This is a genomic window from Agromyces sp. NPDC058126, from assembly GCF_042884595.1.
Classification (GTDB): domain Bacteria; phylum Actinomycetota; class Actinomycetes; order Actinomycetales; family Microbacteriaceae; genus Agromyces.
This window is the reverse complement of sequence record NZ_JBHVTS010000003.1, coordinates 625,837-650,688: the sequence shown is the minus strand read 5'-3', so window position 1 is coordinate 650,688 and position 24,852 is coordinate 625,837. Positions and strand designations below refer to the sequence as shown.

The window sequence follows — 24,852 nt, the reverse complement described above, 5'->3', positions numbered from 1 at the left end:
GGAGGGCCGGCGCATCCCATCGGCTGTGAGGGAGAAGTCGACGGGCCCGGCACGGTGCCCGGCGCCTGTCGGTGCCGGATCGTAGGCTGAGCCCGAAGGGTGGGGGAGATGGAACGACTCGGCAGGTATCCGGCGGCGACGACGGTCATCGCCCACGTCAGCGACACTCATCTGCTCTCAGGAGGCGAGCCGCTCGGCGGCGCGGCCGACACGGTCGCCGCGCTCGCCCAGACGGCGGCGCAGCTCGAGCGGCTCGGCGCCTCGCTCGACGCCGTCGTCGTCACGGGCGACGTGGCCGACCTCGGCGAGCCCGACGCCTATGTGCGCGCCCGCGCCGCACTCGACCCCCTCGCGCGGGCGACCGGAGCCGAGCTCGTCTGGGTCATGGGCAACCACGACGAGCGCGCGGCGTTCCGGCTCGGCCTGCTCGACGAGGCGTCCGGCGGCACCGCGCCCGAGGAGCCGGTGCACCGCGTCGTCGAGCTCGACGGACTCCGGATCATCGCGCTCGACACCACCGTGCCGGGCTATCACCACGGCGAACTCGACGCCCGGTCGCTCGACTGGCTGGCCGGCGTGCTCGCCGAGCCGGCTCCGCGCGGCACGATCGTCGCCATGCACCACGCGCCGATCGCGACGCCGCTCGCACTCATGGACGTGCTCGAGCTCCGCGGACAGGACGAACTGGCCGAGGTCGTGCGCGGCAGCGACGTCCGGCTCTTCCTCGGCGGGCACCTCCACTACGCGACGCACGGCGTGTTCGCCGGCATCCCCGTCTCCGTCGCCGGGGCGACCGCCTACACGATGGACCTCTCTGCGCCGCCGCGCGAGCTGGTCGGCATAGACGGCGGCCGATCCTTCTCGCTCGTCCACCTCTACGAGGACGCATTCGCGGCCTCGGTCGTGCCGGTCGGCCCGTACGAGGTCGTCACGAGCTTCGGCGAGGCGTACCTCGCGGAGCTCGAGGCGATGACTCCGGCCGAACGGCTCGAACGGTTCTCGCGCAAGCCGCCGCCATGACCGCGCCCCTCGACGTCGTCGTCGACGACTACCTGGCGCACGTCCGCACCGAGCGGGGCTACTCCGAGCACACGGTCGCGGCGTATCGCGCCGACCTCGCCGACCTCCTCCGCTTCGCAGAGGAGCAGGGGGTCGCCGAGGTGGGCGACATCGACCTCCCGATCCTGCGCGACTGGCTCTGGTCGGCGACCGAGCGGGGGCTCGCGCGGGCCACCATCGCACGTCGTGCGGCCTCTGCCCGCGGGTTCACGGCATGGATGACCCGCCGCGGACTCGTGCCGGTCGACCACGGTGCGCGTCTGCGCGCGCCGCGGGCCCAGCGCGCGCTGCCGCGCGTCGTCGCGGCGCCCGCCCTCGACGAGGCGCTCGCGCGGCTCGAAGCCCGGGCGGTCGAGACGAACGACCCGATCGACCTCCGGGACGTCGCGATCATCGAACTCCTCTACGCCTCGGCGCTGCGGGTCTCCGAGCTCGTCGGCGTCGACCTCGGCGACGTCGATCGGCGGCGTCGCACCGTGCGGGTCGTGGGCAAGGGGTCGAAGGAGCGGGTCGTGCCGTACGGCGCCCCGGCCGCACGGGCCCTCGACCGGTATCTCGAGGCCGGCCGGCCGGCGATCCTCGCGGCGGTGGAGGCGGCGGCCGCCAAGGAGGCGTCGACCGCGGCACCGCGATCGACGCGCCCGGCAGCGGAGCGCGACGCGTGCTTCCTCGGTGCGCGGGGCGCGCGGATGGGCCCCCGCAGCGTCTACGCGCTCGTCGCCCGGCTGCTCGCCGAGATCCCCGGGTCGGGGCCGAGCGGACCGCACACATTCCGCCACACCGCGGCGACGCACCTGCTCGACGGCGGCGCCGACCTCCGCGCGGTGCAGGAGTTCCTCGGCCACGCGAGCCTCGGCACGACGCAGATCTACACCCACGTCTCGGCCGAGCGGTTGAAGGAGAGCTACCGCACCGCCCACCCACGGGCGTGACGGGACGCGTCACCCCGAGGGCAGCAGCACCGCGCGCGGCAGGCCCCCCAGGAACAGGAACGGCGAGACGTACTCGCCGTCGACCCTGACCCCGAAGTGCACGCAGTCGCCCTCGCAGTGTCCGCCCCGCGAAGCGGTGCCGATCGCAGTGCCGGCGGCGATCGGGTCGCCTTCCTCCACCGACGGGTCGATCGGCTCGATCGCGCTCACGACGCCGTCGCCGTGATCGACGGCGACCACGCCGCGGCCCGCGACCATGCCGGCGAAGCTCACGACGCCCGACTCCGCGGCGACGAGCGGGGCGCCGGGCTCGACCTCGAGGTCGATGCCCCGGTGTCCGGAGGTGTACGGGGTCGGCGGGGCCCGGAATGGCGAGACGACCCGGATGGGCGCGGGCACCGGCCAGACCCACTGCACCGTCGCAACCCGGCGGGCCTCGACGCGCGGGGCGGCCGGCGCGATGCCGAGCGCGATCGCCGCCGGGGGCGAGACGGCGACGAGCGCGGCGAGCACCGCCGCCACGAGCGTCGTCGCCGCGAGGACGGAGACGAGAGTGCGTCGTCGTTGCGGGGCATCGGTGGGTCGGAGTCCGTTCATGCCTCGATCGTGGGCGGCCGCGAGGCATCCGACGCCGCCGGGCCGCCCCATGGGGACGGCGACCACAGCGGTGCGGTTGGGGAGGGGGAGTGCCGATGGTAGAGTGTCCAGAGCGCCTCGCGTGTCGAGGTGACTACGCGTGCCCATTCGGCGACCGACTCCATTCAGTCCGACCCCTGAGAATTCAGGGCGACGGCGGAGCCGTGCCGGGCACCAGGGCTCCCGGCCGCCGGCCGGTTGCGACAACTGAGAACAGAAGGAGAACGGCTCATGGCCGTCGTCACCATTCGCCAGCTGCTCGACAGCGGCGTGCACTTCGGGCACCAGACCCGCCGTTGGAACCCGAAGATGAAGCGCTTCATCTTCACCGAGCGTTCCGGCATCTACATCATCGACCTGCAGCAGTCGCTCGCCTTCATCGACAAGGCGTACGACTTCGTCCGCGAGACGGTCGCCCACGGCGGCACCATCCTCTTCGTCGGCACGAAGAAGCAGGCCCAGGAGTCCATCGCCGAGCAGGCGACCCGCGTCGGCCAGCCCTACGTCAACCAGCGTTGGCTCGGCGGCCTCCTCACCAACTTCCAGACGGTCTCCAAGCGCCTCGCGCGCATGAAGGAGCTCGAGGAGCTCGACTTCGAGGGCACCACGAGCGGCTTCACCAAGAAGGAGCTCCTCATCAAGAAGCGCGAGCTCGACAAGCTGCACAAGTCGCTCGGCGGCATCCGCAACCTGTCGAAGACGCCGTCGGCGCTCTGGGTGGTCGACACCAAGAAGGAGCACCTCGCGATCGACGAGGCCAAGAAGCTCGGCATCCCCGTCATCGGCATCCTCGACACCAACTGCGACCCCGACGAGGTCCAGTACCCGATCCCGGGCAACGACGACGCGATCCGCTCGGTGAGCCTGCTCACCCGCATCATCGCCGACGCCGCGGCCGAGGGCCTCATCGAGCGTCACCAGAAGCCCGAAGAGGCCGGCAACGTCTCGGCCGTCGAGCCGCTCGCCGAGTGGGAGCAGGAGCTCCTCCAGCAGAGCGCCGCGACCGAGAAGACCGCCGAGACCGAGGCCGAGGCCAAGGTCGAGGCCGCCGAGGTCGTCGACGAGGCTGCGACCGAGGTCGCCGCGACCGAGTCGGCCGCTGACGCAGAGGGCGCAGAGGCCGCCGAGGCCGACTCCGCCACCCCCGCCGAATAAGTCCCCGAAGGAGACAGCCAGACATGGCAATCAGCATCGCTGACATCAAGACCCTGCGCGAGCAGCTCGGCACGGGCATGGTCGACACCAAGAAGGCGCTCGAGGAGGCCGACGGCGACCTCGAGAAGGCCACCGAGATCCTGCGTCTCAAGGGTGCCAAGGGCAACGCCAAGCGCGCCGACCGCTCGACCACCGAGGGTCTCGTCGCGGCGAAGGAGTCGCCCGCCGGCTACACGATGATCCAGCTCGCCTGCGAGACGGACTTCGTCGCGAAGAACGACAAGTTCGTCGCGCTCGCCGACAAGGTGCTCGACGCGGTCGCCGCGGCCGGTGCCACCGACGTCGCGTCGGCGCTCGCCGCCCCCATCGACGGCAAGACCGTCGGCGAGGTCATCGACGAGCAGGCCGCGACCCTCGGCGAGAAGGTCGAGCTCGCGAAGGCCGTCACCCTCACGGGCGACGAGTTCGCGGTCTACCTGCACAAGACCTCGAAGGACCTGCCGCCGCAGATCGGCGTGGTCGTCGCCTACTCGGGCGCCGACGCCGAGACCGCTCGCGCGGTCGCGCAGCACATCGCGATGTTCGACCCGCAGTACCTCACTCGTGAGGACGTGCCGGCCGAGCTCGTCGAGAAGGAGCGCGACATCGTCACCGAGATCAGCCGCAACGAGGGCAAGCCCGAGGCGATGCTCGAGAAGATCGTCGACGGCCGACTCACCGGCTTCTTCAAGCAGATCGTGCTGCTCGAGCAGGGCTACGCCCGCGACGACAAGCAGCAGGTCAAGAAGGTGCTGGAGGACGCCGGTCTCACCGTGACCGGGTTCGCCCGCTTCAAGGCCACGGCGTAACGCCTTGGTGAGGGAGTCCGGATCGTTCAGTCGATCCGGACTCCCTTTTCCATGCGCGGATGCTTCCGCGCGGGTGTCCTTCGACGCCCGCGGGCCGCGCGCCGCGACCCCGGCACTGTGCCGGGACGCGGTGAAGCACTAGTTTTGACACGGGTACCGGAAGGACGGGCGGGATGACGGAACGCAAGCGCAGAGTGATGCTGAAGCTCTCAGGAGAGGCATTCGGCGGGGGAGCGCTCGGGGTCAATCCCGATGTGGTCAGCGCCCTCGCACGCGAGATCGCCGACGCGGCGAAGACCGTCGAGGTCGCCATCGTCGTCGGCGGCGGCAACTTCTTCCGCGGCGCCGAACTCAGCCAGCGCGGCATGGACCGCGGTCGTGCCGACTACATGGGCATGCTCGGCACCGTGATGAACTCGCTGGCGCTTCAGGACTTCCTCGAGCAGGCCGGTGCGGAGACCCGCGTGCAGTCGGCGATCTCGATGACGCAGGTCGCCGAGCCGTACATCCCGCGCCGCGCCGAGCGCCACCTCGAGAAGGGTCGCGTCGTCATCTTCGGCGCGGGCGCCGGTCTCCCGTACTTCTCCACCGACACGGTCGCCGCCCAGCGTGCGCTCGAGATCGACGCCGAGGTCGTGCTCGTCGCGAAGAACGGCGTCGACGGCGTGTACTCCGACGACCCGCGCACGAACCCCGACGCGACGAAGATCGACCGGATCAGCTACCAGGAGGCGCTGCAGCGCGGCCTCAAGGTCGTCGACTCCACCGCCTTCAGCCTCTGCATGGACAACGGCATGCCGATGCAGGTGTTCGGCATGACCCCCGCCGGAAATGTGACCGCTGCGATCCTGGGCGCCGACCTCGGCACCGTGGTGAGCAACGGTGTGGAGCCGACCAGTCGATAGACTGGGCCGAGTAGCGAACCGTAAGGAGTTCCCGTGATCGCGGATGTACTTTCCGATGCCACCACTCGCATGCAGAAGGCGGTCGAGGTCGCCAAGGACGACTTCGCGACCGTCCGGACGGGTCGGGCGAACCCCCAGCTCTTCCAGAAGATCATGGTGAGCTACTACGGTACGCCCACGCCGCTCGCGCAGCTCGCCTCGCTCCAGAACCCCGAGGCGCGCACGCTCGTCGTCACCCCGTACGACAAGGGCGCGATGAAGGACATCGAGCAGGCCATCCGTGACATGCCGAACCTCGGGGCGAACCCCTCGAACGACGGCAACCTCATCCGCGTCACGCTGCCCGAGCTCACCGAGGAGCGCCGCAAGGAGTTCGTCAAGATCGTCCGATCGAAGGGCGAGGACGCGAAGGTCTCCGTCCGCAACATCCGCCGCAAGGCGAAGGACGACCTCGACGCGCTGAAGGGCGAGGTCGGCGACGACGAGGTGGCGCGCGGAGAGAAGGAGCTCGAGCAGATCACCAAGTCGAACGTCGACGCGATCGACGAGGCGCTCAAGCGCAAGGAAGCCGAACTCCTCGAGGTCTGAGGGAGCGAGATGTCAGGCGTCCCAGAAGAGGGCCAGTCGGACGCCGGGGGGCATGAACGGACCACGCGTGGCGAGTTCCGCGCCCAGGTGAACGCACGCAAGGCCGACCTCGAGCGTCAGTTCGAGGCATCCAAGGCGCAGTTCGACGTGGCGCAGGAGAAGATCAACGCGCGCACCGGGCGCAACCTGCTCGTCGCCATCCTCATCGGGCTGGTGTTCGGCGGCGCCGTGCTGCTGAGCCTCCTCGTCGTCAAGGAGCTCTTCATGCTCCTCGCCGTCGTGATCGCCGGGTTCGCGAGCTACGAGCTCGCCCAGGCCCTGCGCAAGGCCGACTACCGCGTGCCGCGCATCCCGACCGTCGTCGTGGCGGTCGCGGCGGTGCCGGTCGCGTACTACGGCGGCGCCGGCGCGCAGTTGATCGCCGTGCTCGGCGGCATCGCGGTCGTCACGATCTGGCGCCTCGTCGAGCAGGGCCTGCCCGGCCGCACGACCGGGCGCGCGCTCGTGCGCGACCTCTCGGCCGGCGCATTCGTGCAGGGCTACGTGACGTTCCTCGCGACGTTCGCCGTGGTGCTCACCGCGGCCGACGGCGGCGAGCTGTGGACGCTCGCGTTCATCATGGCGGCCGTCGCCGCCGACACCGGCGCGTACGCCTTCGGGCTCATGTTCGGCAAGCACAAGATGGCGCCGGTGATCAGCCCGAAGAAGACCTGGGAGGGCTTCGCCGGGGGAGCGGCGACGAGTGTCGTCGCGGGGCTCCTGATCTCGCTGTTCCTGCTCGGCAACACGTGGTGGTTCGGGCTGCTGTTCGGCGCGGCGATCTTCCTCAGCGCGACGCTCGGCGATCTCGTCGAGTCCCTCATCAAGCGCGACATCGGCATCAAGGACATGAGCTCGTGGCTGCCGGGCCACGGCGGCTTCCTCGACCGGCTCGACTCGATCCTCCCGTCCGCGGCGGTCGCGTTCGTGGCGTTCCGGATCTTCGGGTGAGCGTGCGCGATACTGGTGCGGTGGATCCGACCTTTCCGCTCGCCCGTAAGCCCCGCCTCGGCTACAACACCGCCCAGGTCGAGGAGTTCCTCCAGCGCGCGCGCCGCGCGTACGACGGCGCCGCGCTGCCCGACGACGAGCCGCTGACCAGCGAGCAGATCCGCCTCACGGCGTTCGCGATGCAGAAGCGCGGCTATTCGACCGATCACGTCGATGCCGCGCTCGCCCGCCTCGAGGACGCCTTCGCCGCGCAGGAGCGCCAGGTGGCCGCCCGCCTCCACGGCGACGAGGCGTGGCTGCGCGAGGCGCGCATGACGGCGCAGGTCGTCTCCAACCGGCTCGCACGCCCCGAGGGCGAGCGGTTCGAGCGGATGAATCCGCTCGTGCTCGGGTACAGCGTGCGCGAGGTCGACCGCTTCACCGATCGGTTGACGCGCTACTTCCGCGACGGCTGGCCGATCTCCGTCGAGGACGTCCGCTCGGTGGTCTTCGCGACCCAGCGCGGCGGCTACCGCGAGTCCCAGGTCGACCTCGTGCTCGACGCTGTCGTCGACGTGATGCTCGCCGTCCGATGACCTGCCGCGTCGCGTTCGACGTGCTCGGCCGTGCTCCGATACACTCGACGAATCGTGGGTAGACACAATGGAGCAGACGCGGCCGCACAGCAGGCGCCGGTGACGAGGAGTCGACCCACCAGGGGTCCCGTCAAGCAGGCCGCCTCGGTGTTGTTCGCCTTCTTCGCCGCATCTGGTCTCGTGCTCGTCAACGTGGTCGACCCGTACTCTGGCGCGACCGCCTCCGCAGAGTTCGCGTTCGACGGCGACCGCTTCGACGGCGAGGCCGCGCAGTCGGTCGCCGCAGGCACCGGGTACGAGGTCACGCTCGGCGGCCACGAGAACTACGTCGTCGAGGAGAAGCCCGAGGTCGTGGTCGTCCCGGCCTCGTCGGGCGACGGCTGGGCACCGCCCGCGGTGACACCCGACCCCGGTTCCGCACAGGCGTACGCCGCCGGCGCGGTGGCCGCGCGCGGCTGGGGCACGGGCGAGTTCGACTGCCTCGTCGCGCTCTGGAACAAGGAATCGGGCTGGAACGTGAACGCCTACAACGCCGGCAGCGGTGCCTACGGCATCCCGCAGGCCCTCCCCGGCTCGAAGATGTCCTCCGCCGGCGCCGACTGGGAGACGAACGCGGGCACGCAGATCGAATGGGGTCTCGGGTACATCTCGGGCCGCTACGGCACCCCCTGCGGCGCCTGGGGCCACTCGGAGTCCGTCGGCTGGTACTGAGCGCATCGAGGGCGAAGCTGCCTCCCGCGTCACCCTAGACTTGACGACATGGCGCGTTCGAACCGATCCCGGGGTCGCGCTGCGCGTGCACGCGAAGGGCATCCCGACCTCGACATCGACCGTCTCACCGCCGGCTGGCGGCGCACCGAGGTGCATGCCGGCCGCGAGTGGAACGTCCAGCCCGTCTCCGAGGCGCAGGCCGTGAAGGCCTACCTCTGCCCAGGCTGCGGGCTCGAGGTCGCCCCGGGCGTCGCGCACCTCGTCGCCTGGCGCGCCGACGGCGTCCTCGGCGACGCCGCGGACCTCGCGGGCCGACGGCACTGGCACACGCACTGTTGGAGGTTGGGCGCACGGTGAGCGGAACAGACGAATCGATCGAGATCCGGGCCGGCGTCGAGCTCCCCGCCCGCCGGGAGGAGATCGAGCTGCGGACGAGCGACGGGCTGCGACTCGTCGGCGAGCTGGCCCTGCCGGCCGAACGCGAACCGGTGGCGACGCTCGTGACCCTCCACCCGCTGCCGACCGCCGGCGGATTCATGGACTCGCACATCCTCCGCAAGGCGGCGGCGAGGCTCCCGGCGCTCGCGGACCTCGCCGTGCTGCGCTTCAACACGCGCGGCACCGCATCGCCCCGCGGCACGAGCGAGGGCGCCTTCGGCGAAGGGCTCGCCGAACGCGCCGACGTCGCCGCGGCGATGGCGTTCGTCGCCGACCGCGGGCTGCCGCATCCCTGGCTCGTCGGCTGGTCGTTCGGCACCGAGCTCGCGCTGAAGTACGGGCTCGATCACGGCATCGACGGCGCGATCCTGCTCTCGCCTCCGCTCCACCGCACGAGCGACGGCGAGCTCGCCCGCTGGCGCGACGCGACGCCGGCGCTCGTCGCGCTCATTCCCGAGCACGACGACTACCTGAAGCCCGCCGAGGCCGCCGAACGATTCGCCGGGCTCCCGAGGTTGCGGCGCATCGACGTCGCCGGCGGGCGCCACCTCTGGGTGGGCGAGGCGCAGACCCGGCGGGTGCTCGATGAGATCGTGTCGGCGGTGAACCCGGCCGCGGCGCCGTTGCCGACCCACTGGCCGGCCGCGCACGGCGGTGCGGCGAGCGCCTAGCGTTCGTTCTGCCGGGGGATCACGACCTGCTTGATGATCAGCAGGAACGCGGCGGCGACCGGGATCGCGACGAGCGCGCCGAGGATGCCGCCGAGCGCGCCGCCCGCGAGCGCGGCGATGACGACGAGGGCGCCCGGGACCTTGACCGCACGGTTCATGATGCGCGGGCTCAGCACGTACGCCTCGACCTGCATGTAGATCACGTAGTAGATCGCCGCGGCGAGGGCGGTGAGCGGGGAGCCGATCGTGGGGATGAGGCACACGAGCACGATGATGATCGAGCCGGTGAGGGTGCCGACGAGCGGGATGAGCGAGAACAGGAACGCGACGAACGCGAGCACGGCGGTGAACGGGGCGCCGATGATCGACAGGTAGATGAAGCTCAGCACGCCGTTGACCGCTGCGAGCGAGACCTGGCCGAGCACGAAGCGACCGACCGACTGGGTGATCTGCTCGGTGAGGTCGGCGAAGCGGGCTCGCTTCGAGGCGGGCACCAGCTGGTACGTCGCGCGCTTCATCGTGTTGAGCGACGCCGTGAAGTAAAGCATCAGGATGAAGACGATGATGACCGCGAACACCCCGGTGCCGATCGCCACGGCGACCTGCAGCACGCCTCCGGCGAGTTCGGAGAGCTTGTCGGGGTTCGTGAAGAAGTCGGTGAGCGCCACGGTGACCTGGTCGGCGATCTCCTCGACCTTGAGCAGCGGGAACTGCTCCTGGAGGAACTCGAGCCAGTCCTGGGCCGTCACCTGCTCGACGATCCTCGGGATCTCGTCGATGAAGTCGCTCACCTGCTCGACGATCGTGGGCACGACCGCGAGGACGAGGGCGGCCGCGATGAGCCCGACACCGCTCATGACGATGAGGATCGCGGACCAACGCGGAAGCCCTCGGCGCTCGAGCCAGCTGATCGCCGGGTCGAGGCCGAGGGCCAGGAAGAGCGCTGCTCCGATGTAGGTGATGATCGCCGAGAGGCTGACGATCGAGGCCAGGATGAAGAGCCCGACGCCGACACCGAGGGTGCCGACGAGTCCGACTCGGAACGCGTTCTGGATCTTCACGGGATACGCGCTCCTTCCAGCCGGACTACTTCGTGTCGGCCGCGACCTGTTCTGCCTGCGTCAGCACGCCGCGCAGGCTCTCGAAGTAGCCGGCGACCGCGTCGCGCTCGATCCTAATCTGCGAGAGCCGGTCCTCCGCGTCCGCCACGAGGGCGCGGGTGCGCTCTTCGGCATCGGCGATGAGCTTGCGCGCCTGGTCGTGCGCTGCGGCGATGCGCTCGCGCGCCTCCTCGTCGGCCTTGTCGCGGACTCCGGCGATCTCCGCGCGGACCTCGGTCTCGAGGCGCTCGGCCTCGGTGCGGCTCGACGCCGTGCGGGCGACCGCCTCGGCGAGCTCGGCGTTGGCGTCGTCGAGGAACTGCTGGGTCTGGGCGACGGCCTCCTGGTGCGCGGTGAGGCGCTCCTGCTCGGACTCGTCGCGCTTCGCGGTGAGCTCGGATTCGAGGTCGAGGTGCGCCTTCTCGATCTCGCGGCGCATGCGGTTGACCTCGTGCGTCGTCTTCTTGCGCATCGCGGTGAGCTGGTTGTCGAGGTCGATCCGCGCCTGCTCGGACTCGGCGTCGAAGTCGGCACGGGCCTGCTCCTGCTCGAGGCCGAGGTCGGCGCGCATCTGGTCGAGGTCGGCGGCGTGCTTCGCGCGGATGCGCTCGAGCTCGTGCTGGAGCTTCAGGCGAGCGGCCTCGGCTTCGCGCTCGAGGTCGACCTTGGCCTGCTCGCGCTGCTGCACGAGCTCGGCCCGGCTGCCCTCGAGTTCGCGGTCGAGGTCGGCACGCGCCTGGTCGAGCTCGTGGACGAGTGCGGCGCGGCGCTCGGTGATCTCGGCGTCGATGTCGGCGCGGGCCTCGGTCGACTCGCGGGCGAGGTCGAGCTTCGACTGCTCGGACTCGCGGGCGAGGTCGATGCGGGCCTGCTCGGTCTCCTTCGCGAGCTCGGCGCGGGCGCGGTCGAGCTCGATCGCGACCTCGGCGCGCGTCTGCTCGGTCTCCTGCGTGAGGCCGGCCGCGGTCGCACGGGCTTCGCTCGCCTCGGTGTTCGCGGCGACGAGGATCTCGGACGACTTCCGCTCGGCCGCCGACACGAGGGCCGCCGACTCGCGCTTCGCGGTGGAGCGCAGCTCTGCGGTCTCGGTCGCGACGGCGCCGCGGATGGCGGCGGCGTCGCGCGCGGCGTCCTGACGGAGCTGCTCGCTCGTCTCGTGGGCGCGGGCGACCATGTCGTCGGCCTCGACGCGGGCGTTCTCGAGCACGCGGTTCGCCTGCGCGCGCGCCTCGGTGAGGGTGCGCTCGGCGAGTTCGTGCGCGTCGGAGCGCATGAGGTGCGACTCGTCCTCGGCGGCGCGGCGGAGCTTCTCGGCGTCGATGTCGGCCTGGGCGATGAGGCGGGTCGACTGCTCCTCGGCGACGCGCAGCGTGTTCTCGAGCTTGGTGCCGAGCCCCGAGAAGGTCGGGCTGCCGACCTCTTCGAGCTCGGCGGTGAGCTCTTCGATGCGCGCAAGGAGGCGCTTGTTCTCCTTCACCGAGTCGGACGACTGGTTGTTCGCGGTGATGATGTCACGACGAAGGCCGTTGATCGCCTTGTCGACCTCGTCCTTGTCGTATCCGCGGAACACCTGTGTGAACTCGGTCTCTTCGACGGCCATGCTTCCTCCGGGTCGTGTCCCGCGTTTGTGGGGGCTCATGCGGGAATCGTTCCGATTGTACGGGGGTTCTGGATGCCGCGTGGCGCGGCCGTTGCCAGCGTTCGGTGAGGCGACTCACAGACTCAGCCGGTAGTGTGGAATGTCTTTGTCGGATGCCGCGTCGTGCGGCTTTGGAGGTTGTTCGTGCGCTTCGCCCTCGCAATCGTGGCCTTCGTCGCCGCGGCCGTGATGATCGGGCTCGGCATCGCCCAACGCACCGTGTTCATGGAGGCCGATCGGGTCTCGATGTCGGCGGAGTCCGACGGTGAGACCGCATTCATGGTGATCGGTCCCGATGCGCTGGCCGCGAATCCCGGCAAGCAGGAGGTCTCCGTCTCGGGCGACGGCCCCATCTTCATCTCCTACGGCCGCACCACCGACATGGAGGCGTGGCTCGGTGAGATCCCGTACGAGTCGGTGCACTACGACGCCGAAGAGAAGACGCTCGTGACCGAGCTCGTGGAGGCCTCGCCGACCGACGAGCCCGCCGTGGAGACCCCGACGGAGACCCCGGCGCCGACCGAGACCCCGGCGCCTGCGACGCCCGCCGCGACGCCCGCGCCGACCGAGGCCGCGCCCGACCCCGAGGCGCTCGCCGCGGCGACGCCCATCGGTTCCGACCTCTGGCTCGACGAGTTCACGGGGGAGCGTTTCGTCACCACGACGCTCGACGTCCCCGAGGGGATCTCCGTGCTCGTCGCCTCCGACGGGCTCTCGCCGGCACCGGCGAAGGTCGAGCTCGACTGGCCGGTGGACACGGCGACGCCGTGGGTCGGTCCGTTGATCCTCGGCGGGGCGATCGTGTTCCTCGTCGGCCTCGCGCTGCTCGCGTCGGGGTTCATCCGCCACAAGCGGTCGCGCGGTCCGCGCCGCAACCTGCCGAAGGGCCCGCGCGGCCGCCTCCCGAGTGCACCGAAGCCCACACGCAACCAGGTCGGCGCCGGCGGCGGACGCCGCTCCATCGGACGGGCCAAGCGCATCGCGATCGTGCCGGCGCTGCTCGTTCCGGCCCTCGCGCTCTCGGCGTGCTCCGCCGACTACTGGCCGCGCTTCGACGGTGCGGCGGCGCCCGCGACGACGGCGCCGGCGACCCCGCTCGCCTCGGGCGAGCCTGAAGAGACGGCCGACCCCGAGGCTCCGACCGTCGAGCCGGCGGTCACGGTGCCCCAGATGGAGCGCATCATGCGGCGCCTCGCGGTCTTCACGAGCGAGGTCGACGAGTCCCGCGGGACCGCGGCTGCGGCGGAACGCTTCGTCGGTCCGCCCCTCGAGGCGCGCGCAGCCAACTACGCGATCCGCGGCACGCTCACTGATCACCCGCTTCCGCCCGCGATCCCGGCGGCGCCGGTGACGTTGACGCTGCCGCAGCAGTCCACGGGGTGGCCGCGCACGGTGCTCACGATCGCGAAGAACGCCGACGACGAGACGATCGCGCCGACGGCGCTCGTGCTCGTGCAGGAGACTCCGCGCGACAACTACCACGTGATCTCGCAGACCGCGCTCGTCCCCGACACCGACGTGCCGGAGGTCGCGCCGGCCTCGATCGGCGCCCCGCCGATCTCACCCGAGTACAAGGGGCTCGTGATGCCCACGGGCCAGGTCGCGGCGGCCTACGCCGACATCCTGCAGAACGGGGCCGAGAGCACCTTCGCCCCGATGTTCGCGCTCGACGACTCCGACCTCGACGAGGCGCTCAACGCGGCGAGTCGCAAGCAGGCGGCCGAGGCCGAGAACCCCACTGCGACGCTCACCGTGTCGACGACGGCGGGCCCGACGCCCCCGATCGCCTTCGGCACGATCGACGCCGGCGCGATCGTCGCGGTCGAGGTGCAGCGCGGCGAGAACAGTGTGCCCAACGACGGCGGCACCACCGGCTTCCAGGAGGGCGGCAGCGCCGCGGCGCTGTCGGGCTTCACCGCGCAGAGCGCCAAGGGCGTGTCGCGGGTGAGCGGCATCCAGCTGCTCTTCTACGTGCCCGGCGTCAGCGCCGGTGAGAACGCGCAGATCCAGCTCCTCGGCTGGTCCGAGAACCTCATCCGAGCAGCGGAGGTCAAGTGACGAACCCGATTCCTCCCTCAGGTGCGGCCCTTCGCGGCGCCGTCGACCTGTCGGCGCTGGTGCAGCGGCAGCAGGCGGCCGCTGCACCGGGCGGTGCCCACGCGCCGTCCTCGGCCGACCGGATCGTCGTCGAGACCGACGACGCCGGCTTCGGCGCCGTCCTCGAGCTCTCGCGCACGGTCCCCGTGGTCGTCGCCCTGTGGGCATCGTGGAGCGAGCCCTCGCAGGTGCTCCTCGGCGCGCTCGAGCGCCTGGTTCGCGCCCGTGACGGACGACTGGTCCTCGCCGCGGCCGACGCCGATCGCAGCCCGCAGCTCGTGCAGGCGTTCCAGGCCCAGGCGATCCCGACCGTCGTGGCGCTCGTCGCCGGGCAGCCGGTGCCGCTCTTCGCGGGCGAGCAGCCCGACGACGTGATCTCGCAGCTCTTCGACCAGCTGCTCGAGCTCGGCGCCCAGCACGGTGCGTCGGGTCGGGTCGAGCCGGGCGAGGGCGAGGCGGGGTCCGCCGCGCCCGAACCGGTCGAGGCGCCGCTGCCGCCGCTCCACCAGGAGGCCTACGACGCGATCGAGCGGCGCGACTACGACGCCGCCGCGACGGCGTACCGAACGGCCATCGCCCAGGACCCCCGCGACGCCCTCGCGGTCGCCGGGCTCGCCCAGGTGAATCTCCTCGGCCGGCTGGCGGGCAAGACGCTCGACGAGATCCGCCAGGCCGCCGCCGCGGCACCCGACGAGCTCGCCGCGCAGCTCGACGTCGTCGACCTCGACATCTCGGGCGGCCACGTCGACGACGGGTTCGACCGGCTCCTCACGATGTTCCCCTCGCTCGAGGCCGACGGGCAGAAGCTCGTGCGCGAACGACTCGTCGAGCTGTTCGAGGTCGTCGGCACGGAGGATCCCCGGGTCGCGACGGCCCGTCGCCGTCTCGCGAGCCTGCTCTACTGAGCCGTCGCTCCACGACGTCATGAAGGCGGTGCCGCACGGCACCGCCTTCTCGCGTCACCCCTCGAGCTCGAACCAGACCGCGCCGAGCGGCGGCAGCACGAAGCTCGCCGAGTCGGCCCGGCCGGCCCAGGGCACCGGTTGGGTCTCCACGCCGCCGAGGTTGCCGACGCCCGAACCGCCGAACTCCGCGGCATCCGAGTTCAGCACCTCGCGCCACCGGCCTGCGAACGGCAGGCCGAGCCGGAAGCCCTCGTGCGGGCGCCCGGCGAAGTTCACGATGCAGAGCAGCGGCCGCCGATCGCGATCGAAGCGGAGGAAGGCGAGCACGTTCTCGGCCGCGGCGCCACCCTCGACCCATTCGAAGCCCGCGGCGTCGTCGTCGAGCTGCCACAGGGCGGCCGTGTCGCGATAGCGCCGGTTCAGGGCGCCGACGAACTCGGCGAGCTGCCGGTGGCTCGGCTGGTCGAGGATCCACCAGTCGAGCCCGCGCTCCTCGCTCCACTCGCTGAGCTGGCCGAACTCCTGCCCCATGAACAGCAGCTGCTTGCCGGGGTGGGCCCACATGAACGCGAGGTAGGCCCGCACGTTGGCCAGCTGCTGCCAGTGGTCGCCGGGCATCTTGCGAACGAGCGAGCCCTTGCCGTGCACGACCTCGTCGTGCGAGATCGGCAGGATGAAGTGCTCGCTGAACGCGTAGAGGAACGAGAAGGTGACCTCGTGGTGGTGGTGCGAACGGTGCATCGGGTCGCGCCGGATGTACTCGAGCGAGTCGTGCATCCAGCCCATGTTCCACTTGTACCCGAAGCCGAGCCCGCCCGAACTCGTCGGCGAGGTGACCCCGGGCCACGACGTCGACTCCTCGGCGATCATGACGATGCCGGGGTTGCGCTTGTAGGCGGTCGCGGTCGCCTCCTGCAGGAACCCGATGGCCTCGAGGTGCTCGCGCCCGCCGTGCACGTTCGGCAGCCATTCCCCGTCCTCGCGCGAGTAGTCGAGGTAGAGCATGGATGCCACGGCATCGACCCGGAGCCCGTCGACGTGCATCTCCTCCAGCCAGAACAGGGCGTTCGCGACGAGGAAGTTGCGCACCCGGGGGTTGCCGTAGTCGAAGACGAGGGTGCCCCAGTCCTTCTGCTCGCCGCGCCGGGGGTCGGCGTGCTCGTAGAGCGGTTCGCCGTCGAAGCGCGCGAGCGCCCACTCGTCCTTCGGGAAGTGCCCGGGCACCCAGTCCATGATGACGCCGATGCCGGCCTGGTGCAGGCGGTCGACGAGGTGCTTGAGGTCGTCGGGGGAGCCGAACCTGCTGGTCACGGCGTAGTAGCCCGTCACCTGGTAGCCCCACGACCCGCCGAACGGATGCTCCGCCAGCGGCATGAACTCGACGTGCGTGTAGCCCAGCCAGTCGAGGTACTCGATGAGCTCGTCGGCGATCTCGCGGTACCCCTTGCCGGGCCGCCACGAGCCGAGGTGCAGTTCGTAGACCGACATGGGGCGCTCGTGGGCGTTCGTCGCGGCGCGGGCCGACATCCAGTCGCCGTCGTGCCACTCGTGCGTGCTCACGTCGACGATCGAGGCGGTCGCTGGCGCCTGCTCGGCGCGCCGGGCCATCGGGTCGGCCTTCATGATCCACTCGCCGCTGCCGGTGAGGATCTCGAACTTGTAGCGCGCTCCGGGCTCGAGTTCGGGCACGAAGAGCTCCCAGACGCCGCTCGCCCCCATGCTGCGCATCGCGTGCCCGGCGCCGTCCCAGCGGTTGAAGTCGCCCACGACGCGCACCGCTCGTGCACGCGGCGCCCAGACCGTGAACGCCGTGCCCGCGATCGCGCCCGAGACGCCCCAGTGCTCCTGGTGCCTTGCGCCGAGCGCCCGCCACAGCTCCTCGTGACGTCCCTCCCGGATGAGGTGGAGGTCGAGCTCCCCGATCGTCGGGGCGAAGCGGTAGGGGTCGTCGGCGAGCCATTCCCCGCCGTCGGCGTAGCGCGCACGCACCAGGTAGTCGCTCGGGCCGAACGCGCCCGCGCCCGCCCAGACGCCGTGGCCGACGTGCTCGAGCGTCAGCGTCGTGCCGTCGGCGAGGATCGCATCGACCGAGTCGGCGAGCGGTCGGCGGGTTCGGATCGCGGTGAACGGGCCGGGCTCGCCCCCGCGCGCGAAGCCGTGCTGCCCGAGGACGGAGTGCGGGTCGGCGTGGCGCCCCTCGGCGACGGCGGCGAGCACTTCGTCGGCGACGGCGGGTGCGGCGATCGGTTCAGGCATCCTGGGCCCTTCTCACGTGGAGGATGTGCGCGGGCCGGGTGAACGCGTCGAGCCGCACGTAGTTCGAGGCCCCCCACTCCCACCTCGTGCCGGTGACGAGGTCCTCGACCTCGAAGCGCGCGTCGTCGTCGAGCCCGATGGTCGCGAGCTCGAGGTGCACCGTCGTCTCGCGGACCGAGTGCGGATCGACGTTCGCGACGACGATGATCGTGTCGTCGACGCCGTCGGGCGTGAACCGGCCCTCGAGGTGCTTCGAGTACACGAGCACCGAGTCGTCGTCGCTCGCGTGGAAGCGGAGGTTCCGGAGCTGTGCGAGCGCGGGATGCTCGGCGCGCACCCGGTTGAGGATGCCGAGGTAGAGCGCGAGCGAGCGGCCGGCGGCCTCGGCCGCGGCGAAGTCGCGGGGCTTGTACTCGTACTTCTCGTTGTCGATCGCCTCCTCGGCGCCGGGGCGGGCGACGGACTCGAACAGCTCGAAGCCCGAGTAGACACCCCAGAGCGGTGCCGCGGTCGCGGCGATCGTGGCGCGCACGGTGAACGCGGCCGGCCCGCCGAACTGCAGGTACTCGGTGAGGATGTCGGGGGTGTTCACGAAGAGGTTCGGGCGCATGAAGTCGGCCGTCTCCTGCGAGACGGAGGTGAGGAACTCCTCGAGCTCCTCCTTCGTGTTGCGCCACGTGAAGTACGAGTACGACTGCTGGAAGCCGGCCATGGCGAGCGCCTGCATCATCGCCGGACGGGTGAACGCCTCGGCGAGGAACACGACGCGAGGATCCTCCGCGTTCACCGTGGCGATCAGCCGTTCCCAGAACACGAGCGGCTTCGTGTGGGGGTTGTCGACGCGGAAGATGCGCACGCCCTGCTTCATCCAGTGCCGCAGGATGCGCAGGACCTCGTCGAAGATGCCCTCGGGGTCGTCGTCGAAGTTCACCGGGTAGATGTCCTGGTACTTCTTCGGCGGGTTCTCCGCGTAGCGGATCGTGCCGTCGGGCAGCTGCGTGAACCAGTCGGGGTGCTCGGCGACCCACGGATGGTCGGGCGAGGCCTGGAGGGCGAGGTCGAGCGCGATCTCGAGCCCCAGCGCGTTCGCCCGGCGCACGAAGGCCCGGAAGTCGGCGAGCGTGCCGAGGTCGGGGTGCACGGCGTCGTGCCCGCCCGCGCTGCCGTCCTTCATGGGGCCGCCGATCGCCCACGGCGAGCCGGGGTCGTGGGGCCCGGGCGTCAGCGTGTTGTTCGGGCCCTTGCGGTTCGTCACGCCGATGGGGTGGATCGGCGGCAGGTAGACGACGTCGAAGCCCATCGCGGCGACCGCGTCCAGGCGCTTCTGCGCAGAGCGGAACGTCCCCGACTTCCAGGAGCCGTCCTTCAGCTTCCTCGCGCCCTCCGAGCGGGGGAAGAACTCGTACCAGGCGCCGACGCCGGCGCGTCGACGCTCGACCAGGATCGTGTGCTCGGGCGAGTCGCTCGTGAGCCGCGCGAGCGGGCGGGCGTCGAACTCGTCGAAGAGCGGGTCGTCGACGAGGGGCCGGCGGTCGGCGATGGATGCCCCGGGGTCGCGCAGCCGGGCGGCGAGTCCCGCGAGCCGGGTGCGCACGGCCTTCGGCCGGGCGGGTTCGGCGGCGGCGCGATCGAGGAGGCGCGCCCCGATCTCGAACATGAGGAGCGCGTCGACGCCCGCGTCGACCTTCACGGCCGCGTCGTGGCGCCAGGTCGCGATCTCGTCGTCGAAGCCGATGACGTGCCAGTGCCAGTCGCCGAGCTCGTCGAGCCGCACGAGCGCCTCCCAGCGGTCGGTGCCGGGCGCCATGGGCGCCATGCGCTCGCGGCGGACGTCGCCCGACGGCGCGGTGATGACGAGCATCGCGCCGACCCGGTCGTGGCCCTCGCGGAACACCGTCGCCCGGAACGGCACCACCTCGCCCTCGAACGCCTTGGGGTGCCAGCGGGGGTCGGGCACGGCCGGCGTGATCCGCGTCACGGGGATGCGGCCGGCCAGGGGAGAAGCGATGCTCACGTTCCGACCGTAGCGCCTCGCCCGCCGATTGAACCGCGCAGCGCGCTGTTCACATGTTCGACACGCTCGCCTCGTACCCTGAGGGAGTGAAGTCGATCCGGAAGTTCACCGTCCGTGCCGTCGTCCCCGCCCGCCTCGGCGCCCTCGAGGAGCTCGCGGCGAATCTCCGCTGGGCCTGGCACGAGCCGACGAGGCGGCTCTTCGCGCACATCGACCCCGAGGCGTGGGCGCGCTCCGAGCGCGACCCCGTGACCTTCCTCGGCGAGGTCGATCCCGCCCGGCTCGCCGCCCTCGCGGGCGACGACGAGTACGTCGCGTGGGCGGATCGCGAACGCGACGGTCTGCGCGCCTACCTCGCCGAGCCGCGCTGGTACCAGGAGCTCGACGGCGAGACGCCGGGCCTCGTGGCCTACTTCTCGCCCGAGTACGGCATCGCCGCCGCACTGCCGCAGTACTCGGGCGGACTCGGCATCCTCGCCGGCGACCACCTGAAGGCGGCCTCCGACCTCGGCGTGCCGATCGTGGCGGTCGGGCTCTTCTACAAGGCCGGCTACTTCTCCCAGTCGATCTCGTCCGACGGGTGGCAGCAGGAGCGGTACCCCGTGCAGGATCCCGACGGCCTGCCGCTCAGCGTGCTCCGGCGCCCCGACGGCAGCGCGGTGCAGATCTCGATCGCACTGCCCGGCGGAGCGACGCTCGCCGCGCGGGTCTGGAAGGCCGCGGTCGGCCGGGTGACGCTGCTCCTCCTCGACACCGACGTGCCCGCGAACGCCGATGAGCTGCGTGGCGTCACCGACCGGCTCTACGGCGGCGGCAGCGAGCACCGGCTGCTCCAGGAGCTGCTGCTCGGCATCGGCGGCGTGCGGGCGATCCGCGCGTGGTCGGAGCTCACCGGTGCGCCGGCGCCCGAGGTGTTCCACATGAACGAGGGGCACGCCGGGTTCCTCGGCCTGGAGCGCATCTCGAGCTACATCGGCGAGGGGCTCGGATTCGCCGAGGCGCTCCAGCTCGTGCGCTCGGGCACGGTGTTCACGACGCACACCCCGGTGCCCGCAGGCATCGACCGGTTCGACCGCGCGCTCGTCGAGCGCTACGTGACGGCGGAACTGCTGCCGGGCGTCGAGCCCGCCGACGCGCTCGCGCTCGGCGTCGAGCCCGGCGCCGACCCGGCGACGAGCGCCTTCAACATGGCCATGATGGGGCTTCGTCTCGCCGGGCACGCGAACGGCGTCTCCGAGCTGCACGGCCGCGTGAGCCGGCGCATGTTCGGTGCCCTGTGGCCGGGCTTCGATCCCGAGGACGTGCCGATCACGTCCATCACGAACGGCGTGCACGCGCCGACCTGGATCGACCCGGCGCTCACCGCGCTCGCCGAGCGCGCGCTCGGCACCGACGACAGCGAGCACGCGGACTGGCTGAGCCCCGCGGTCGGCGACGCCGAGCTGTGGGCGGTCAAGCACCGGATGCGCGCACGACTCGTCGACGACGCCCGTCGACGGCTCTCGGCGGCCTTCGTCGAGCAGCACCCCGGGGCATCCGCGCCCGATTGGATCGCCCGCGCCCTCGACCCCGACGTGCTCACGGTGGGCTTCGCCCGGCGCGTGCCGACCTACAAGCGGCTGACGCTCATGCTGCAGGACCCCGAACGCCTGACGGCGATCCTCACCGACCCCGAGCGCCCGGTGCAGTTCGTGATCGCGGGCAAGTCGCATCCCGCCGACGACGAGGGCAAGCGGCTCATCCAGCGGCTCGTGCAGTTCGCGGCGCAGCCCGAGATGCGCGAGCGCATCGTGTTCCTGCCCGACTACGACATGGCGATGGCCGAGACCCTCTACCCCGGCTGCGACGTCTGGCTCAACAACCCGCTGCGCCCGCTCGAGGCGTGCGGCACCTCGGGCATGAAGGCGGCGATGAACGCGGCGCTCAACCTGTCGATCCTCGACGGGTGGTGGGCCGAGTACGCGGGCGACGACTACGGCTGGGTGATCCCTTCGGCCGATTCCGCCGGCGACGCCGCCGAACGCGACGCACGCGAGGCGGCGGCGCTCTACGACCTCCTCGAGCATCGCATCGTGCCCGCCTTCTACGACCGGCCGGCGGCCGCCGACCCGGCGCAGACCGGCTACTTCGAGCGCGACGCCGACCGGGTTCCGGCCGAGTGGGTGCGGATGCTGCGCACCACCCTGACCCGCCTGGCCCCCGAGCTCGGGGCCGATCGCATGGTGCGCGAGTACGTCGAGCGCCTGTACCGGCCGGCGGCGTCGCGGTTCGGCGGCATGCGCGCCGACGACGCCCGGGCGGCGCGCGGCTTCGCGGCGTGGGCGGCGAAGGTGCGGGCGGCGTGGCCGCAGGTGGCGGTGCTGCACGTGGAGTCGGGCGGCCTCGACCAACCCGCGGTCGGCGACGAGCTGCACGTGCGCGCGGAGGTCTCGCTCGGCGGGCTCGACGCCGCCGATGTCGCCGTCGAACTCGTCTCGGGCCGCAGCACGGCCGCCGACGACCTCACGGACGCCGAGCGCACGCCGCTCGCCGCCGCCGGCGGAGGCAGCTGGGAGGGGACCGTGACCCTCGACCGGGCCGGCTCGTTCGGCTACACGGTGCGCGTGGTGCCCGCGCATCCGCTGCTCGCGAACCCGGCGGAGCTCGGACTCATCGCGGTCGCGGGGTGAGCCGCGCCGGCGGGCGACGCAGCGCGGGGAGACGCGGCCTCAGCGGTCGCGGGCGATCGCGGCGTAGCGGCCGGCGGTGACCGCGAGGAGGTCGTCGGGCGCGAGTTCGAGGTCGAGGCCGCGCCGGCCGCCCGAGACGTAGATCGTCTCGCAGAGGATCGCCGACTCGTCGAGCACGGTCGGCAGCGCCGTCTTCTGGCCGATGGGGCTGATGCCGCCGACGACGTAGCCGGTCTTGCGCTCGGCGAGGCGCGGGTCGGCCATCTCGGCGCGCTTGCCGCCGAGCGAGGCCGCGAGCGCCTTGAAGTCGAGCTGGCAGTCGACCGGCACGATGCCGACGGCGAGCTCGCGGTCGAGCTGGGCGAGCAGCGTCTTGAAGACCCGCGCGGGGTCGAGCCCGAGTTTCTCGGCGGCTTCGAGGCCGTACGCCTGGGCCCGGGGGTCGTGCTCGTAGGCGAGGGCGGTGAATGGGATGCCGGCTCGTGCGAGGGCCAGCGTGGCGGGCGTGCCGGCCGCCGAGGCATCCGTGCGTCTGGCCATCAGCCGTCGCCCTCGGCGCGGAACAGCCGCATCGAGGGACCGGCGATCGTCATGCGCTCGCCGGGGGAGAGGGACGCTCGCTCGTCGGCGCCCGGGAGGGCCGACGGCGATTCCTCGGCCGAGTCCCAGAGCAGCGCGTAGCCGGTGACGCCCGCCGCCGCAGGCAGCACCACCTCGGTCTCGGTCTCGCGCGCGTGCACGACGAGGAGGATTCGGTTGACCGCCTCGGTCTCGGGGGTCGACGCGGCGAGGTACTGGAGCGTCCGCTCTGCGGGCGAGTTCCAGTCGTCGGCGTCCATGGTGTCGCCGTCAGCGTTGAACCAGTCCATCTGCGACGCGCTCGGGATGCGCTCGCCGATGCGGCCGAACCGGATCGGGCGGAGCGCCGGGTTCTCGGCGCGCAGGCGCAGCAGGTGCCTCGTCGTCGCGATCAGCTCGTCTCCGTAGCGGGGACGCTCGTCGGCGGCCCACGCGAGCCAGCTGAGCGGCGAGTCGTGGCAGTACGCGTTGTTGTTGCCCCGCTGCGTGCGGCCGAATTCGTCACCTGCGGTGAGCATCGGCACGCCGGCCGAGAGCAGCAGGGTGCCCAGGAGGTTCCGGATGCTGCGCCGCCGCGCCGCACGGATCGCCGGGTCCTGCGCCTCGCCCTCGACGCCGTGGTTGTAGGAGTTGTTGTTGTCGGTGCCGTCGCGGTTCTGCTCACCGTTGCCGAGGTTGTGCTTGACGTCGAAGGCCGTCAGGTCGGCGAGGGTGAACCCGTCGTGGGCGGTCACGAAGTTGAGGCTCGCGAGAGGCCCCCGCTCGGGTGAGAACGTGTTCGACGAACCGGCGAGGCGGGTCGCGAACCGGCCGATGCCGCTGCCGGCCGAGCCCGTCTCGCGTTCGCGACGCAGGTCGCCGAGCCAGAAGTCGCGCATGCGGTCGCGGTAGCGGTCGTTCCACTCGCTGAACCCCGCCGGGAAGTTGCCGGTCTGCCAGCCGCCGGGGCCGACGTCCCACGGTTCGGCGATGAGCTTCGCCGAGCCCAGCACGGGGTCGGCGAGCATGCGTTGCAGCAGCGGGTGCTCGGGGGAGTAGCCGCCGTGGTCGTCGCGGCCCAGGGTCACGGCGAGGTCGAGGCGGAACCCGTCGACCTGCAGTTCCTCGGCGAAGTAGCGCATCGAGTCGAGAGCGAGCCGAACGGGCGCCTCGCGCCCGAAGTCCAGGGTGTTGCCGCAGCCGGTCGTGTCGACGTAGCGGCCGTGCGCGTCGTGCCGGTAGTAGCTCGCGTTGTCGATGCCGCGGAAGCTGTACGTCGGCCCTTGCCGTCCCTCCTCCGCGGTGTGGTTGTACACCACGTCAAGCACGACCTCGAGTCCCGCCTCGTGCAGACGCCGCACCATGCCCGCGAACTCGCGTCGCACCGCGTGCGCGCCCTCCGCCTGCGCCGCGGCGCTCGCATAGGGGGCGTGGGCGGCGAAGAACGCGAGCGTGTTGTAGCCCCAGGAGTTCACCCGCCCCTGGCGCACGAGGCGCTGCTCGGAGACGAAGGCGTGCACCGGCAGCAGCTCGACCGTCGTCACCCCGAGCCCGGTCAGGTACTCGAGCGAGGCGTCGTGCGCGAGGCCCGCGTACGTGCCGCGCAGCGGCTCGGGCACAGCCTCGTTGAGCTTCGAGAAGCCGCGCACGTGGGCCTCGTAGATCACCGTCCGGTCGAGGGGCACGCGCGGCTTCGACACCCCGCCCCACTCGAAGCCCGACTCCTCGAGGCCGGCGACCACGACGCCGCGCCACGACCCGTCGTCGGCGCGGGCGAGCCCGCGCGCGTACGGGTCGAGCAGCGTGTGCACGGGGTTGAAGGCGTGGTCGAAGTCGGCCGGCCCGTCGACCCGCAGGCCGTAGTGCGCGCCCGGGACGAGCCGCACGGACGCGCCCGACCAGACGCCGTGCCCGTCGCGCTCGAGCGGCGTGCGCTCGACCGCCCAGTCGAGGTCGTCGGGGTCGAACACGACGAGGTCGATCGCGCTCGCGTGCTCGGACCACACGCGGATCCGCCCGCCGTCGCCGTCGGCGCGGACGCCCAGGGCGTCGAGGGCATCGGGCGCTGGCATGCGTTCTACAGTAGTTCTTGCGGGCGATCGGCCT

General features: G+C 71.7%; 21 protein-coding genes. 14 read left to right on the top strand and 7 right to left on the bottom strand.

Annotated elements, in window-relative coordinates; translation table 11 throughout:
- Positions 1–108: 108 nt before the first annotated feature.
- The gene (locus tag ACFVTR_RS12110; RefSeq protein ID WP_387037568.1) at positions 109–1,020 is read left to right on the top strand and encodes a metallophosphoesterase; all 912 of its coding nucleotides are present in this window, start codon (positions 109–111) and stop codon (positions 1,018–1,020) included.
- Positions 1,017–1,991, top strand: coding sequence for a tyrosine-type recombinase/integrase (locus tag ACFVTR_RS12105; RefSeq protein ID WP_387037566.1), 975 nt, complete (start codon positions 1,017–1,019; stop codon positions 1,989–1,991). The genes ACFVTR_RS12110 and ACFVTR_RS12105 overlap by 4 nt, the downstream gene beginning before the upstream one ends.
- A 9-nt stretch (positions 1,992–2,000) precedes the next feature.
- Here the strand turns inward: ACFVTR_RS12105 and ACFVTR_RS12100 are convergent, their stop codons facing one another.
- On the bottom strand, positions 2,001–2,588 hold the full coding sequence (locus ACFVTR_RS12100) for a murein hydrolase activator EnvC family protein (RefSeq protein ID WP_387037564.1): 588 nt from the start codon (positions 2,586–2,588) through the stop codon (positions 2,001–2,003).
- Positions 2,589–2,858: 270 nt separating this feature from the next.
- Here ACFVTR_RS12100 and rpsB point away from each other — a divergent pair, with 270 nt between their 5' ends.
- From rpsB to ACFVTR_RS12055, 9 genes are all read left to right on the top strand, one after another.
- Positions 2,859–3,782: a 30S ribosomal protein S2 gene (rpsB, locus tag ACFVTR_RS12095; protein ID WP_387037563.1), complete on the top strand. Its 924-nt coding sequence runs from the start codon at positions 2,859–2,861 to the stop codon at positions 3,780–3,782.
- 23 nt (positions 3,783–3,805) lie between these two features.
- The gene (gene tsf / locus ACFVTR_RS12090; protein ID WP_387037561.1) at positions 3,806–4,630 is read left to right on the top strand and encodes a translation elongation factor Ts; all 825 of its coding nucleotides are present in this window, start codon (positions 3,806–3,808) and stop codon (positions 4,628–4,630) included.
- Between the two features lie 173 nt (positions 4,631–4,803).
- Positions 4,804–5,535, top strand: a complete 732-nt coding sequence (gene pyrH / locus ACFVTR_RS12085) for a UMP kinase (RefSeq protein ID WP_376945702.1) — start codon at positions 4,804–4,806, stop codon at positions 5,533–5,535.
- A gap of 33 nt (positions 5,536–5,568) precedes the next feature.
- On the top strand, positions 5,569–6,123 hold the full coding sequence (frr, locus tag ACFVTR_RS12080; protein ID WP_157424035.1) for a ribosome recycling factor: 555 nt from the start codon (positions 5,569–5,571) through the stop codon (positions 6,121–6,123).
- A 9-nt stretch (positions 6,124–6,132) separates the two neighbouring features.
- Positions 6,133–7,113: a phosphatidate cytidylyltransferase gene (locus ACFVTR_RS12075; RefSeq protein ID WP_387037559.1), complete on the top strand. Its 981-nt coding sequence runs from the start codon at positions 6,133–6,135 to the stop codon at positions 7,111–7,113.
- A gap of 20 nt (positions 7,114–7,133) precedes the next feature.
- Positions 7,134–7,688, top strand: coding sequence for a DivIVA domain-containing protein (locus tag ACFVTR_RS12070; RefSeq protein ID WP_376945698.1), 555 nt, complete (start codon positions 7,134–7,136; stop codon positions 7,686–7,688).
- A gap of 54 nt (positions 7,689–7,742) precedes the next feature.
- Positions 7,743–8,399: a lytic transglycosylase domain-containing protein gene (locus ACFVTR_RS12065; protein WP_376945696.1), complete on the top strand. Its 657-nt coding sequence runs from the start codon at positions 7,743–7,745 to the stop codon at positions 8,397–8,399.
- Positions 8,400–8,447: 48 nt separating this feature from the next.
- The gene (locus ACFVTR_RS12060; protein WP_212277303.1) at positions 8,448–8,756 is read left to right on the top strand and encodes a hypothetical protein; all 309 of its coding nucleotides are present in this window, start codon (positions 8,448–8,450) and stop codon (positions 8,754–8,756) included.
- A gap of 17 nt (positions 8,757–8,773) precedes the next feature.
- Entirely contained in the window at positions 8,774–9,508 is a 735-nt protein-coding gene (locus tag ACFVTR_RS12055) for an alpha/beta hydrolase (RefSeq protein WP_387037764.1), read from the top strand.
- Here ACFVTR_RS12055 and ACFVTR_RS12050 read toward each other — a convergent pair.
- Positions 9,505–10,569 (bottom strand): AI-2E family transporter, encoded by a 1,065-nt coding sequence (locus tag ACFVTR_RS12050; RefSeq protein ID WP_387037556.1) that lies wholly within the window; start codon positions 10,567–10,569, stop codon positions 9,505–9,507. The genes ACFVTR_RS12055 and ACFVTR_RS12050 overlap by 4 nt on opposite strands.
- Positions 10,570–10,594: 25 nt before the next feature.
- Positions 10,595–12,208 carry a DivIVA domain-containing protein gene (locus tag ACFVTR_RS12045; protein ID WP_387037554.1) on the bottom strand — a complete coding sequence of 538 codons (1,614 nt, stop codon included), beginning with the start codon at positions 12,206–12,208 and terminating at the stop codon, positions 10,595–10,597.
- A gap of 183 nt (positions 12,209–12,391) precedes the next feature.
- On the opposite strand from ACFVTR_RS12045, the gene ACFVTR_RS12040 reads away from it, so the two are divergent.
- A complete protein-coding gene (locus tag ACFVTR_RS12040; protein ID WP_387037552.1) occupies positions 12,392–14,305 on the top strand; it encodes a hypothetical protein in 1,914 nt (637 codons plus the stop codon).
- Positions 14,302–15,249 carry a tetratricopeptide repeat protein gene (locus ACFVTR_RS12035; protein WP_387037551.1) on the top strand — a complete coding sequence of 316 codons (948 nt, stop codon included), beginning with the start codon at positions 14,302–14,304 and terminating at the stop codon, positions 15,247–15,249. Before ACFVTR_RS12040 ends, ACFVTR_RS12035 begins: the two co-directional genes overlap by 4 nt.
- Positions 15,250–15,303: 54 nt before the next feature.
- Here ACFVTR_RS12035 and glgB read toward each other — a convergent pair whose 3' ends face one another.
- On the bottom strand, positions 15,304–17,505 hold the full coding sequence (gene glgB, locus ACFVTR_RS12030) for a 1,4-alpha-glucan branching protein GlgB (protein ID WP_387037549.1): 2,202 nt from the start codon (positions 17,503–17,505) through the stop codon (positions 15,304–15,306).
- Positions 17,498–19,519: an alpha-1,4-glucan--maltose-1-phosphate maltosyltransferase gene (locus ACFVTR_RS12025; RefSeq protein WP_387037548.1), complete on the bottom strand. Its 2,022-nt coding sequence runs from the start codon at positions 19,517–19,519 to the stop codon at positions 17,498–17,500. The genes glgB and ACFVTR_RS12025 overlap by 8 nt, the downstream gene beginning before the upstream one ends.
- An 86-nt stretch (positions 19,520–19,605) precedes the next feature.
- Here ACFVTR_RS12025 and glgP point away from each other — a divergent pair, with 86 nt between their 5' ends.
- A complete protein-coding gene (gene glgP / locus ACFVTR_RS12020) occupies positions 19,606–22,188 on the top strand; it encodes an alpha-glucan family phosphorylase (RefSeq protein WP_387037545.1) in 2,583 nt (860 codons plus the stop codon).
- Between the two features lie 39 nt (positions 22,189–22,227).
- Here the strand turns inward: glgP and ybaK are convergent, their stop codons facing one another.
- Both ybaK and glgX read right to left on the bottom strand, forming a co-directional pair.
- A complete protein-coding gene (gene ybaK / locus ACFVTR_RS12015; RefSeq protein ID WP_387037543.1) occupies positions 22,228–22,728 on the bottom strand; it encodes a Cys-tRNA(Pro) deacylase in 501 nt (166 codons plus the stop codon).
- Entirely contained in the window at positions 22,728–24,818 is a 2,091-nt protein-coding gene (glgX, locus tag ACFVTR_RS12010; protein WP_387037541.1) for a glycogen debranching protein GlgX, read from the bottom strand. The genes ybaK and glgX overlap by 1 nt, the downstream gene beginning before the upstream one ends.
- Between the last annotated feature and the right edge of the window lie 34 nt (positions 24,819–24,852).

Bases quoted from the DNA above. Each gene is read 5' to 3' on its own strand.
- ACFVTR_RS12110 (WP_387037568.1), top strand. From the start codon at position 109: ATGGAACGACTCGGCAGGTATCCGGCGGCGACGACGGTCATCGCCCAC.
- ACFVTR_RS12105 (WP_387037566.1), top strand. From the start codon at position 1,017: ATGACCGCGCCCCTCGACGTCGTCGTCGACGACTACCTGGCGCACGTC.
- ACFVTR_RS12100 (WP_387037564.1), bottom strand. From the start codon at position 2,588: ATGAACGGACTCCGACCCACCGATGCCCCGCAACGACGACGCACTCTC.
- rpsB (WP_387037563.1), top strand. From the start codon at position 2,859: ATGGCCGTCGTCACCATTCGCCAGCTGCTCGACAGCGGCGTGCACTTC.
- tsf (WP_387037561.1), top strand. From the start codon at position 3,806: ATGGCAATCAGCATCGCTGACATCAAGACCCTGCGCGAGCAGCTCGGC.
- pyrH (WP_376945702.1), top strand. From the start codon at position 4,804: ATGACGGAACGCAAGCGCAGAGTGATGCTGAAGCTCTCAGGAGAGGCA.
- ACFVTR_RS12075 (WP_387037559.1), top strand. From the start codon at position 6,133: ATGTCAGGCGTCCCAGAAGAGGGCCAGTCGGACGCCGGGGGGCATGAA.
- ACFVTR_RS12060 (WP_212277303.1), top strand. From the start codon at position 8,448: ATGGCGCGTTCGAACCGATCCCGGGGTCGCGCTGCGCGTGCACGCGAA.
- ACFVTR_RS12045 (WP_387037554.1), bottom strand. From the start codon at position 12,208: ATGGCCGTCGAAGAGACCGAGTTCACACAGGTGTTCCGCGGATACGAC.
- glgB (WP_387037549.1), bottom strand. From the start codon at position 17,505: ATGCCTGAACCGATCGCCGCACCCGCCGTCGCCGACGAAGTGCTCGCC.
- ybaK (WP_387037543.1), bottom strand. From the start codon at position 22,728: ATGGCCAGACGCACGGATGCCTCGGCGGCCGGCACGCCCGCCACGCTG.
- glgX (WP_387037541.1), bottom strand. From the start codon at position 24,818: ATGCCAGCGCCCGATGCCCTCGACGCCCTGGGCGTCCGCGCCGACGGC.